This is a genomic window from Paenibacillus sp. FSL M7-1455, assembly GCF_038004655.1.
Lineage (GTDB): Bacteria > Bacillota > Bacilli > Paenibacillales > Paenibacillaceae > Paenibacillus_AQ > Paenibacillus_AQ cookii.
The window spans coordinates 1,226,960-1,239,314 of the sequence record NZ_JBBORO010000001.1; the positions used below are offsets into that span (position 1 = coordinate 1,226,960).

The window sequence follows — 12,355 nt, forward strand, 5'->3', positions numbered from 1 at the left end:
TTATAAAAAAACGCAATGCTTTACAAGTTTTCGAAATGCAGTGAAAGCAAGCTAAACAAAAAAAGAAAAAATCTCGAAGGAAACGAGAGAATCCATCTTTAGGGGGCGGAAGTTTTGAAGAAAAAAGGCTTTGTGGCTACATTGTTGATGGTATTCGCGGCAAGCATGCTGCTGTCGGCATGCGGCGGGGGCAACGACAGCAAGACGATTACGTTCTGGACGCCGCTGACGGGCGACGACGGGGCTTATATGGATGAAATCGTGAAGCAATATAATGCGACAAATCCTGAAATCAAAGTGAAGCACGTCATCACATCCGATATGTACACGAAAATTTCGACCGTGCTCAACTCCGGCAAAGGCATTCCGGATCTGGCGATCATCCACGCGGACCGTGTTCCGGGTTATGCGAAGCAGGGCGTGCTTGAGCCGATCGAAAGCGCCATTAAGGGGCAGCCTGAGATTAAAAAGGACAACTATTTGCCGCAAGCATGGTCCACGGGCAACATTGACGGCACGCAGTATACGGTACCGCTCGATATTCACAGCAACGTGATGTACTACAACAAGGATTTGCTTAAAAAATACAATGCCGAGTCCATCCTCGACGACAACGTCGTCACGATCGACGAAATGCTTTCCCTGAAAGGGAAGCTGGCTCCGGACGAATACGTCGTCAACGACGCGCTGCTCGGTTGGGTCATTTTGGCGCAGGTTCAAGACCTGGGCGGAGATATCCAAGAAAACGGCAAACCTGCCGTCAATACGCCGGTGATGAAGCAAGCGTTCGAAAACGTGAAAAAGATTGCCGACGCCGGCCTGATGACGCCGTTCGGCGAAGACGGCTACCTGATGTTCCAATCCGGCAAAGTGCTCTTCTCGACGGACGGAACCTGGAGCTCTACGGCCCATGCCAAAGTCGAAGGCTTGAACTTCGGCGTGACGAACGTCTACTCGCCGACGGCCGACAAGTTTACGAACCGCGCATCCTCCCACTTGTTCGCGATGTTCAAAAACGACAAGCGTACGGATGAAAAAGAAGCAGGAATCGGCGCCTTCCTGGAGTTCGTTCGCGAACACTCCCTGGAATGGGCGAAAGCAGGACAAATCGTAGCAAGTAAGCAAGTCAATGAAAGCCCTGAATACAAGCAATTCATGCAGTCCTTCTTCACTTCGAATGATCAGGAAACGAAATCGCTCTACATCTACACTTACGAATATTACCCATACGTAGCCGAAGCGGTTGACACGTATTGCGCCGATATCGTTCGCGGCAACGTGGATCTGGATGAAACGCTTCAGAAAATGCAGAAATTCGTAGAGGATAAGATTGCGGAAAGCAGCAAACAAAGCACCAAGTAAGCCTTAGCAAAATAGAAAGATAGAAACAATGTGCCGGACAAGTCTGCCTGGTGCATTGTTTCTCCAAAAGGAGAAATTACAAGGCTATGAAAAAGAAATCATTTGCACCGTTTTTCTTTGTCGGCCCTCATCTGATTTTATTTCTGATTTTCATCCTGATCCCGACGATTTACGGGATTTATGCTTCGTTTACGCAGTGGAATCTCATGAACGATCCGGTTTGGATCGGCCTTGAAAACTATAAAACGATTTTGTTCGACACGAGTTCGACGTTTCACACCCAATTTTTCAACGGTTTGAAAAACACGTTGATTTTTGTCGTCATCAGCGTCCCGCTCCTGATCGTCATTCCGCTTTTGGTCGCGGTCGCTTTGGAGCATAAGCAGGTGAAGCTGAAGGGCGTCATTCAATCGATTATTTACATTCCGGGTCTGATTTCGATATCCGCGGCCGCCTTGATTTGGCTGCTGATTTTCAATAAACAGCTGGGGATTACCGGCAACGTGCTGAATTCGACGGTTTCCTGGGCGGCAAACCAGCCTTACGCCTGGATCATCATTTTCGTCATTACGGTATGGGGCGGCGTCGGCGGCAACATGATCATTTACCGGGCTTCCATCGCCGGTGTTTCCAAAGAATTGTACGAAGCGGCAGAGATGGATGGAGCCGGATCGATACGGAGATTTTTCAGCATTACCTTGCCTTCCATCAATTTCCCGTTAATCTACACCTTTGTCATGACGACGGCGGGCGCCTTCAACGTGTTCGGACAACCGCTCATGATGACCAAAGGCGGACCTCAGCAAAGCACGCACGTGCTCATGATGTATATCCGCCAGCTTGCTTTCGGCAACGGGGAATCGATTGCCGGAATGGCCTCCGCCATGGCCGTTTTGCTCGGCGTGGTCATTTTGGTCATCTCAGCGCTGCAATATTACGTCATGAACCGGAACACGAAGTAGGTCGTTTAAGCAGATGCTGGATTTAGGAAACGAGAGGTAGGGTTAATCAAAATGTCGAAAAAAGTGAGCATCTCCAAGTATATCGCGTACCTATTCTTAATCGTTCTTTGTGTCATTTGGGTGGTCCCGGTATTGTTCGGGATATCGACATCTTTCCGTTCGCAAACCGAAGTGGTATCTTCGGGTTTCCGTCTTTTCCCGAAAGAATGGACGTTCGAAAACTACGTAGCCATTTTGGACAACACGTCCACGGCGCCGATCGTGCGCTGGCTGTTCAACTCCGTGTTTATCGCGGTGTCGCATACGCTACTTGTCGTCGTCATCATTTCCCTGACGGGTTACGGGTATGCCCGCATGAAATTTAAAGGCAGGGACACGCTGTTTTTCACGCTGCTGGGCATCTCGTTTTTCCCCGGCGTCGTCAACATCATCCCTTCTTATAAAATCATCGATGCCTTCGGCTGGGTAAACACGTCGCTTGCGATGATTATTCCCGGCCTGGCTGGAATGGGGAACATCTTCCTTGTCAGGCAGTTCCTGAAGGGAATCCCGGGCGAACTGGACGAATCCGCGCGCGTCGACGGCGCAGGCGATTTCAGGATTTATTTCTCCATCATTCTGCCGCTCATCAAGCCGGTGCTGATCGTTTGCGGCCTGTTTTCCTTCGTCGGATCGTGGAACGACTTCCTGTGGCCGGTCATCGTTTATACGGATGTCGACAAAATGCCGATTACAGCCGGTTTGCTGCTGCTTCAAGATATCTACGGCAACTACCGCATGATCGGGCAATTGATGGGTTCGGCGATGCTGGCCATCATTCCGACGCTGTTGCTGTTTGCGTTTGCCCAAAAGTACTTCATTCAATCGATCAATTTGAATTCGGGCATCAAAGGATAAAAATACAACATCTCATTGGAGGATTCAGAATATGCATAACGTTATCGTGAGCACGGACATTGCAAAAGGAAAAATCAGCAGACATATTTACGGCCATTTTGCCGAGCATCTCGGCCGATGCATCTACGAAGGCATTTGGGTCGGAGAGGATTCCCCGATTCCGAACACGAAAGGGATCCGCAATGACGTGCTGGAAGCGCTGAAACGCATCAAGGTGCCGGTTCTGCGCTGGCCGGGGGGCTGCTTTGCCGACGAATACCACTGGAAGGACGGCGTCGGCCCGAGAGAAAACCGCAAGCGCATGGTAAACACGCACTGGGGCGGCGTGGTCGAAAACAACCATTTCGGCACGCATGAATTCATGCTGCTGTGCGACCTGCTGGAATGCGAACCGTACATTTGCGGCAACGTCGGCAGCGGGACCGTTCAGGAGATGTCCGAGTGGGTCGAATACATGACGTCGGGCGGCGAATCCCCGATGGCCAACTGGCGCAAGGAAAACGGAAGAGAAGAGCCTTGGAAGCTGAAATATTTCGGCGTCGGCAACGAAAACTGGGGCTGCGGCGGCAACATGCGTCCGGAATATTACGCCGATCTGTACCGCCGTTACCAGACGTACGTCCGCAATTACGGCGACAACAAAATTTACAAAATCGCCGGCGGCGCCAACGTGGACGATTACAACTGGACCGAAGTGCTCATGAAAAACGCGGGCTGGCTCATGGACGGCTTGAGCTTGCATTATTACACGATTCCGGGCGACTTCTGGCTCGGCAAAGGATCGGCGCTTGATTTCGAAGAAGGCGAATGGTTCATCACGATGAAAAAGGCCCTTCACATCGACGAACTCATTACGAAGCACAGCACGATCATGGACAAATACGATCCGGAGAAACGCGTGGGCATGATCATCGACGAATGGGGCACCTGGTTCGACGTTGAGCCTGGAACGAATCCGGGATTCCTGTATCAGCAAAACACGATCCGCGACGCGTTGGTGGCGGGCGTGCATTTCAACATTTTCCACAAACACGCCGACCGCGTGCATATGACGAATATTGCCCAGACGGTAAACGTGCTTCAGTCGATGATTTTGACCGAAGGCGAAAAAATGATCCTGACCCCGACGTATCATGTGTTCGATATGTTCAAGGTGCATCAGGACGCCGAGCTGCTGGCCGTGGACGGTTCGATCGGCACGTATGAAATGGGCGGGGAAACCTTGCCGCAGGTGACCGTGTCGGCTTCCAAGGATGCCGAGGGCAAAGTCCATGTCAGCCTGGTCAACATCGACCATCAAAACGAAGCCGTCATCAGCCTGGAGCTCCGCGGGCTTCAATCCGGAAATCCGCAGGTGTCGGGTACGATCCTGACGGCGGACCGCTTGAACGCGCACAACACGTTCGAGCAGCCGAACGTCGTTGCGCCGGCAGCATTCAACGGCGCCGCCGTGGAAGGCGGCAAGCTGAACGTGAAGCTTCCGGCGATGTCGGTGGTCACGCTGGCTATTCAATAATTATTGTTAGCGCCATAACCCTCAATGCCGACAGGCGGGGAAAAAGGAGGCTGAGCCGTCATGGAGCGTCAGGAAGGCTGCAAGGGATGCAGCGCGAGCGTCCAGGTTTCGCCGGAAAAGCTGGAGCGGCTCGTCGAGATTGCGACGCGCGGCAGAGAAACGGCTTCCGAGGAGGTGTACCGGCAGCGGATCGCCCAGTGCGAACGCTGCCCGGGGCTTCAATATGGCACGACATGCCAATATTGCGGGTGCCTCGTTGCCGTAAAAGCCCGGCTGCTGGATTCCTCTTGTCCGTACCCTTTTGCTCCGAAATGGAGCTAGAGGGGGTAAAGCAAGCGGAGAAAAAGGACCGGTCCCCGGTCCGGAAAATCGGTAATACGTTATAAAGGAGAACCTGATATGGAGAGAAACCGAACATACAACAACCCGATCGTTTTGCAGCGTGCCGATCCTTGGGTGTATAAGCATAGCGACGATTACTACTATTTTACGGCCTCCGTCCCGGAGTACGACCGCATCGAAGTCCGCAGATCCAAAACGCTGCAGGGGCTGGCGGAAGCCGAGCCGGTCGTGGCTTGGCGCAAATACGAAACCGGCCCGCTCAGCGCGAACATCTGGGCGCCGGAGATTCATTATATCGACGGAAAATGGTACATCTATTTTGCCGCCGCCCGGACCACCGAAACGAAGGAGGGGCTGTTCGACCACCGGATGTACGTTTTGGAGAACGGGTCGGAGAACCCGCTTGAAGGCGAGTGGGTCGAAAAAGGGCAAGTCCGTACCCAGTGGGAATCCTTCGCGCTGGATGCCACCACGTTCGAACACCGCGGGGTGCGCTATTACGTCTGGGCCCAAAAGGATCCGGAAATCGAAGGCAATTCGAATCTGTACATTTCGGAAATGAGCAACCCATGGACGCTGAAGGGCAAGCAGGTCATGATCTCGACGCCGGAGTATCCGTGGGAAGTGATCGGCTTTAAGGTGAACGAGGGAGCCGCCGTGCTGAAACGCAACGGACGCATCTACATCAGCTACTCTGCCAGCGCCACCGACCATAACTACTGCATGGGGCTTCTGTACGCCGACGAATCGGTGGATCTGCTGGATCCGGCCTCCTGGGTGAAGTCTCCGGAGCCCGTGTTCCAAACGTCGGAAGCGACCGGGCAATACGGGCCGGGGCACAACAGCTTCACCGTCTCCGAGGACGGGGAGGACGTCATCGTCTACCACGCCCGCAATTACAAAGAAATTACGGGAGATCCGCTGTACGATCCGAACCGGCATACGAGAGCCCAGGTATTTACCTGGAACGAGGACGGGACGCCGAATTTCGGCATTCCGGTGCCGGACGGCGCCGAACGCGAAAACGAGGTCAAAGCTTAATAGCAACGAAGTTGCTAGGGGTCCGCTGCAATGGCAGCGGGCTCTTTTTGTTCATATCGGAAAGCATGGACGACAGAGCCGCTGCAACCTGATAATCGGAAGAAAACTACCTTAATAAAGCCCCGAATTGCGGGGTAATTTTTCGTTAGCTTTCGAATAAACGCTCCTAAACCCGGCGGGCCTTTTGTATACTAGCAGTAGAAAGACTAAATTACGTTTTTTCAAGAGAGGAGCCGAAGCGATGGAAACCAGCCGGAAGGCCATCATTTTGATCACGGGGATCATGGCCAGCGGAAAATCGACCGTCGCCCAGCTGTTGGCCGAACGATTGGACAGATCGGTGCACCTGCGCGGGGACGTGTTCCGAAAAATGATCGTAAACGATCGCAGGGAGGTGCGGCCGGATGCCGGCCAAACGGAGCTTGAGCAGCTTTCGCTGCGCTACCGGCTGACCGCGCAGGCCGCCGATGCCTATTTTGCCGCGGGATTCAACGTGGTCGTGCAGGACGTGGTGATCGGCAGGATGCTTCAGGATTTTGTCTCTTATGTACATAGCCGCCCTTTTTACGTCGTCGTGTTAAACCCCGATCCTTCCGTCGTGGCGCAAAGGGAAGCCGGACGGGCCAAAAAAGGCTACGGGGACTGGACGGTGGAGGGGCTGCATGAAGTGCTGCTCGGCGAAACCCCGCGGATCGGCATGTGGCTTGATTCTTCGTCGATGACGGCCGAACAGACGGCCGATGAAATCTTGAAATCCGTGTGGGAGCAAGGAGTTATTTCGTAGACAAAAGCGGAAAGCCCGTTTTTTGGGTATAACGTTATTGGAAGGAAATAGTTGGTCATACTAAGTCATGATGGAGTCGATTGCCATTGAAACATGCAGACATAAGCGACAAACAGGTCCAAATCGGCCTTGCGGGCTGGGGAGACCATGACGGCATTTACCCGCCCGGGACGAAAACGGGAGACAAGCTCAAGGAATACGGCCGCCGTTTTCCGATCGTGGAGCTCGACAGCTCTTTTTACGCGATTCCAACGCCGGAAAGAATGCAAAAATGGAGCGAACAGACGCCGGATTCCTTTGGATTTATCGTCAAAGCCTATCAGGGGATGACGGGACATACCCGCGGCAAAATCCCGTTCCCGGACGCCAGATCGATGTTTGAGGCGTTCCGGGAATCCGCGGAAGCGCTTCAAGCCGAGGGCAAGCTGAGGGCCGTGCTGTTCCAGTATCCGCCCTGGTTCGATTGCGACCGCAAAAACGTGGAAGTGCTGCGCAGAACCCGGCAGTGGATGGACGGGCTGCCGCTTGCGCTGGAGTTCCGCCATCAGAGCTGGTTTGCCGGGGAGATGCGGGAGAAGACGCTCGCCTTTATGCGCGAGGAAGGATGGATTCATTCAGTATGCGACGAACCTCAGGCGGGGGAGGGCTCCATCCCGCCGGTCCTTGCGCCGACGCGGGAGGACTTCACGCTCGTCCGCCTGCACGGGAGGAACGCCGAAGGATGGCAATCCGGCGGCCAGCCGAACTGGAGAGAGGTTCGATACTTGTACCGCTATGACGAGCGGGAACTTTCGGAATGGAAAGCGAATATTATGGCGCTGCTCGAATCGACGCGAACGTGCTGGATCGTGTTCAACAACAACTCCGGCGGAGACGCGGCGGACAACGCGATGCAGCTGATGCGTTTATTCGGCTTGGACGTGCCCGCGCTGCCGCCGGATCAGCTTTCGCTTTTTGACGAGGCGTAGAGAACCGATCGTCCCGTACCCGGGCCCGTCAACGGCGCCCATTTTTCCATGGGCGTCATGCATCGATGCCGGATTTGCATGGGTGCTGTCAATGTTGCCATATCGTTTGACGGGCAAACGGGCGTTTTTGTCCCGATTGATCTGTTTTTTAGATCATAACTATATTAAATGGTTATTTCAGGTATGGAGAGGATTTGTTTATAATAGAAATTGAGCCGCTTACATTTTGCTGAAACGGCTTACAAGAATTATTTTTTCAGATTTCCGTCCAACGTATAGATTGAATGATTCAAACGATTCTCATTCTATATGACTATTAAAAAATCAAGGCGGAGGTATTACTTTAGCGATGATAACCAATAAGAGCGACACACAAACGCAGGGTGCCTGGGAATCTTACTACGGCCCCAATCTGGGTTATGTTCAGGAGCAGTACGAACGTTACGTCAACGATCCCGAATCGGTAGACGAAACGTACCGCAAAGTGTTTGAAACATGGGGCGCGCCTCCGATGGCATCGGCACAGACGGCGCCTGTAAGCGCAGTATCTGCCAGCGCGCCGTTTGACCCGAGCATGCTGAAAAAGGGCGTGGATGCCGGCAAGCTGGTGTGGAACATCCGGGCATACGGCCACTTGGCGGCCGACATCGATCCGCTCGGCATCATTCCGAAGCCGGATACGCGCGTGCTTGAACCTGAACAATACGGTCTCAGCCAGGCCGATCTCGCGGCTTTTCCCGCATCCCTGATCTGGGACGGGGCGCCGGAGAACGTCAAAACGGGCTGGGAAGCGATCCAGAAACTGCGTCAAACATATACGGGAACGATTGCGTTCGAGTTCAGCCACGTGCATGAAACCGAAGAACGCATATGGCTGAACCGCCACGTCGAAAGCGGCATCTTCCCGGCGCCGCTGAGCGAAACGGAGAAAGTGAACCTGCTGGAACGACTGATCGAAGTCGAGCAATTCGAAGAATTTTTGCACCGCACTTTCGTCGGGCAGAAACGTTTCTCGATCGAAGGGAACGACGTGCTGGTTCCGATGCTCGACGAGCTGGTGAAGAGCATGGCCGACGACGGAGCGGAGCATATCCTGATGGGGATGGCCCACCGCGGCCGCTTGAACGTGTTGGCGCACGTGCTCGGCAAGCCTTACGAAAAGATATTTTCCGAATTTCATCACTCGCCGAACAAAAAACTGTTCCCTTCCGAAGGTTCGATGGGCATTAACTTCGGATGGACCGGCGACGTCAAGTACCATCTGGGAGCCAAACGCGTCCTGAAGGACGGCAGCGTCGTGCAAACCCGCATCACGCTTGCGAACAACCCGAGCCACCTGGAGTTCGTCAATCCGGTCGTCGAAGGTTTCGCGCGCGCGGCTCAAGAAGACCGTTCGAAGCCGGGTTACCCGCAGCAGGACGTCAACAAGGCGGCAACGGTGCTCATTCACGGGGATTCGGCTTTCCCTGGCGAAGGCATCGTGGCGGAAACGCTCAACTTCAACAAGCTTCCGGGCTTCCAGAACGGCGGCACCATCCATATCATTGCGAACAACAACATCGGATTTACGACCGAAAGCCGTGATTCGCGCTCGACCCATTATGCCAGCGACCTGGCCAAAGGGTACGAAATTCCGATCGTCCACGTCAACGCGGATGATCCGGAAGCATGCATCGCAGCGATCCGCCTGGCATGCGAATACCGCAACAAATTCAAGAAGGATTTCCTGATCGACCTGGTGGGCTACCGCCGTTACGGCCACAACGAAACGGACGATCCGGATACGACGCAGCCGCTCATTTACGATAAAGTGAAAAGCCATCCGCGCGTCGCCTCCATCTATGCGGGCTTGCTCGAGAAACAGGGCCTGATCAGCAAGGAGCAAAACAGCCGCTTGATCCAGGGCGTGCAGAACCGCATGAAGGAAGCGTACGACAAAATCAAGGACCAGGAGCAGGAGCCGGCGACTTCGCATCAGCAGACGCCTGCGGAGGATCGCATCAAAGCGATCAAAACCGGGGTGCCGCTGAAAAAGCTGCGCGAGATAAACTCCGACCTGCTGAAGCGGCCTGAAGGCTTCAACGTATATCCGAAGCTGCAGCGCATTTTGGAACGCCGCGAAACGGCGCTGAACGACGGGGAAAAGGTGGACTGGAGCCTGGCCGAAACGCTGGCGTTCGCCAGCATCATCGCCGACGGCAAACCGATCCGCATTACGGGACAGGACGCCGAACGCGCAACGTTTGCGCACCGGAATCTCGTGCTTCACGACGTGAAAAACGGATCGACCTACTGCCCGCTGCATGAGCTGCCGCAGGCGAAAGCATCCTTTGCGATTCATAACAGCCCGCTGTCCGAAGCCTCCGTGCTCGGATTCGAATACGGCTATAACGTATATTCCCCGGAAACGCTGGTGATCTGGGAAGCGCAATTCGGCGATTTCGCCAACTGCGCGCAGGTCATTACGGACCAGTTCATTTCGGCCGGACGTTCGAAGTGGGGGCAAAAATCGAGCCTGGTAATGCTTCTGCCTCACGGCTACGAAGGACAGGGGCCTGAGCACTCCAGCGCCCGCCTGGAACGTTTCCTTCAGCTTGGCGGAGAAGAGAATTTTACCGTCGTCAATCTGACGAGCGCGGCTCAATATTTCCACCTGCTCCGCCGTCAGGCGGCCTTGACCGAAAGCGAAGACGCGCGTCCGCTGATCGTGATGTCGCCGAAGAGCCTCATCCGCAACAACCGCGTCGCATCCAGCGGCAAGGAGCTGAGCGAAGGGCATTTCAAACGCGTGCTTGAGCAGGAGGGACTGGGCCAACATCCGGAACGCGTCGAGCGCCTCATTCTTTGCAGCGGCAAAATCGCCGTCGAACTCGAGGAAGCGCTCAGCAAGGAAGAGGGACCGCATGATTGGCTGCATATCGTGCGCGTGGAGCAGCTGTATCCGTTCCCTGAACAAGAAATCCGCGATATTTTCGCAAGATATACGAATGCCAAAGAAATTTTGTGGGTACAGGAAGAACCGGAAAACATGGGAGCATGGCGTTACATCGAACCTCATCTCCGCAAGCTGGCGCCTCAAGGCACGCCTGTGAACTACAACGGCCGTCCTGAACGTTCGAGCACGGCCAGCGGCTTCCAGCAGGTACACAGCTTTGAGCAGCAGCAGATCGTATCTACAGCTTTGAACCAAAAATCTATCAAGCATAACATCGCATTGGGGAGGTAGCAGGCCGTGAGCGAAATTACAGTACCGGCAATGGGTGAATCGATTACCGAGGGAACAATTTACAAGTGGCATGTTCAGGAAGGGGACGCCGTCAACCAGGGGGATGTGCTCCTTGAGCTGGAAACCGACAAGGTCAACCTGGAAATCAGCGCGGAGGAGTCCGGCGTCGTCGAAAAGATTTTGAGAAAAGACGGCGAAACCGTCCAAATCGGCGAAGTGATCGGAAGATTGGCGGCAGGCGGCGAAGCTGCCGCCGCAGCTTCCGCCGCGCCGGCCAAGGAAGAGCCGAAAGCGGAAGAAAAAGCCGCTCCGGCGGCGCCAAGCGTACCGGCCGAGCCTGCGAAGGAAGGGGAAACGTACCTTGCGGCTTCTCCGGCGGCGCGCAAACTGGCCCGTGAGCAAGGCATCGATCTGGAACAGGTGAACCGCGATCCGAAAGGGCGCATCTACCAGGAGAACGTGAGAAACCACGCGGAAGCTCCGGCTCCTCGTCCGGCAGCCGCAGCGCCTGCAGCGCAAACGGCAGCGCCGGCCGTAACCGGCCAGCCCGGAAAACCTGCCGAACGTCAGCGCATGTCCCGCCGCCGGGCAACGATCGCCAAACGTCTGGTGGAAGCACAGCACACGGCCGCTATGCTGACTACCTTCAACGAAGTCGATATGACCGCGATTATGGACATCCGCAAACGCCGCAAAGATGCGTTTAAGGATAAACACGACATCGGACTCGGATTTATGTCCTTCTTCACGAAGGCGGTCGTCGGCGCGCTGAAGCAGTTCCCGCTTCTCAATGCCGAAATCGACGGCGAAGACATCATCGTGAAGAAATACTACGATATCGGCATCGCCGTCGCGGCGAAGGAAGGTCTCGTCGTACCGGTCGTCCGTGATGCGGACCGTCTCAGCTTCGCCGATATCGAGAAGGAAATCGCTTCGCTCGCTTCCAAAGCGCGCAGCAACACGCTGGCATTGTCCGAACTTCAGGGCGGAACGTTCACGATTACGAACGGCGGCACATTCGGCTCGCTGATGTCCACGCCAATCCTGAACGCGCCGCAGGTAGGCATCCTCGGCATGCACAAAATCCAACTCCGTCCGGTTGCGATCGACGCGGAACGTTCGGAAAACCGTCCGATGATGTACATCGCGCTTTCTTACGACCATCGCATCGTTGACGGCAGCGACGCTGTCCGCTTCCTGGTAACGGTGAAAGAACTGTTGGAGGATCCGGAATCCCTGCTGCTCGAAGGTTAATGA

At 54.7% G+C, this 12,355-nt stretch carries 10 protein-coding genes; all 10 read left to right on the forward strand.

Going from position 1 to position 12,355, the window contains the following annotated elements:
• The first annotated feature begins 147 nt into the window (after positions 1 to 147).
• Positions 148 to 1,362: an extracellular solute-binding protein gene (locus tag NYE48_RS05785; RefSeq protein WP_052146892.1), complete on the forward strand. Its 1,215-nt coding sequence runs from the start codon at positions 148 to 150 to the stop codon at positions 1,360 to 1,362.
• A gap of 86 nt (positions 1,363 to 1,448) precedes the next feature.
• Positions 1,449 to 2,324 (forward strand): carbohydrate ABC transporter permease, encoded by an 876-nt coding sequence (locus NYE48_RS05790; protein WP_340997435.1) that lies wholly within the window; start codon positions 1,449 to 1,451, stop codon positions 2,322 to 2,324.
• A 51-nt stretch (positions 2,325 to 2,375) separates the two neighbouring features.
• Complete coding sequence (locus NYE48_RS05795) at positions 2,376 to 3,221, forward strand: carbohydrate ABC transporter permease (protein ID WP_212949161.1); 846 nt, start codon at positions 2,376 to 2,378, stop codon at positions 3,219 to 3,221.
• A gap of 31 nt (positions 3,222 to 3,252) precedes the next feature.
• Positions 3,253 to 4,737, forward strand: coding sequence for an alpha-N-arabinofuranosidase (locus NYE48_RS05800; protein ID WP_340997438.1), 1,485 nt, complete (start codon positions 3,253 to 3,255; stop codon positions 4,735 to 4,737).
• Positions 4,738 to 4,797: 60 nt separating this feature from the next.
• The gene (locus NYE48_RS05805; RefSeq protein ID WP_212949157.1) at positions 4,798 to 5,058 is read left to right on the forward strand and encodes a DUF6171 family protein; all 261 of its coding nucleotides are present in this window, start codon (positions 4,798 to 4,800) and stop codon (positions 5,056 to 5,058) included.
• Positions 5,059 to 5,136: 78 nt separating this feature from the next.
• Positions 5,137 to 6,120 (forward strand): glycoside hydrolase family 43 protein, encoded by a 984-nt coding sequence (locus NYE48_RS05810; RefSeq protein WP_340997441.1) that lies wholly within the window; start codon positions 5,137 to 5,139, stop codon positions 6,118 to 6,120.
• Positions 6,121 to 6,361: 241 nt separating this feature from the next.
• Positions 6,362 to 6,904, forward strand: coding sequence for an AAA family ATPase (locus tag NYE48_RS05815; RefSeq protein WP_036708424.1), 543 nt, complete (start codon positions 6,362 to 6,364; stop codon positions 6,902 to 6,904).
• A gap of 80 nt (positions 6,905 to 6,984) precedes the next feature.
• Positions 6,985 to 7,872, forward strand: a complete 888-nt coding sequence (locus NYE48_RS05820) for a DUF72 domain-containing protein (RefSeq protein ID WP_445323944.1) — start codon at positions 6,985 to 6,987, stop codon at positions 7,870 to 7,872.
• Positions 7,873 to 8,221: 349 nt separating this feature from the next.
• Complete coding sequence (locus tag NYE48_RS05825; RefSeq protein WP_340997446.1) at positions 8,222 to 11,098, forward strand: 2-oxoglutarate dehydrogenase E1 component; 2,877 nt, start codon at positions 8,222 to 8,224, stop codon at positions 11,096 to 11,098.
• A 6-nt stretch (positions 11,099 to 11,104) separates the two neighbouring features.
• On the forward strand, positions 11,105 to 12,352 hold the full coding sequence (gene odhB, locus NYE48_RS05830; RefSeq protein WP_340997447.1) for a 2-oxoglutarate dehydrogenase complex dihydrolipoyllysine-residue succinyltransferase: 1,248 nt from the start codon (positions 11,105 to 11,107) through the stop codon (positions 12,350 to 12,352).
• The last annotated feature ends 3 nt before the right edge of the window (positions 12,353 to 12,355 follow it).

Excerpts from the sequence above, each read along its gene's own strand:
- NYE48_RS05795 (WP_212949161.1), top strand. The coding sequence starts at position 2,376 with ATGTCGAAAAAAGTGAGCATCTCCAAGTATATCGCGTACCTATTCTTA.
- NYE48_RS05810 (WP_340997441.1), top strand. The coding sequence starts at position 5,137 with ATGGAGAGAAACCGAACATACAACAACCCGATCGTTTTGCAGCGTGCC.
- NYE48_RS05825 (WP_340997446.1), top strand. The coding sequence starts at position 8,222 with ATGATAACCAATAAGAGCGACACACAAACGCAGGGTGCCTGGGAATCT.
- NYE48_RS05800 (WP_340997438.1), top strand. The coding sequence starts at position 3,253 with ATGCATAACGTTATCGTGAGCACGGACATTGCAAAAGGAAAAATCAGC.
- NYE48_RS05790 (WP_340997435.1), top strand. The coding sequence starts at position 1,449 with ATGAAAAAGAAATCATTTGCACCGTTTTTCTTTGTCGGCCCTCATCTG.
- NYE48_RS05815 (WP_036708424.1), top strand. The coding sequence starts at position 6,362 with ATGGAAACCAGCCGGAAGGCCATCATTTTGATCACGGGGATCATGGCC.
- NYE48_RS05805 (WP_212949157.1), top strand. The coding sequence starts at position 4,798 with ATGGAGCGTCAGGAAGGCTGCAAGGGATGCAGCGCGAGCGTCCAGGTT.
- NYE48_RS05785 (WP_052146892.1), top strand. The coding sequence starts at position 148 with ATGGTATTCGCGGCAAGCATGCTGCTGTCGGCATGCGGCGGGGGCAAC.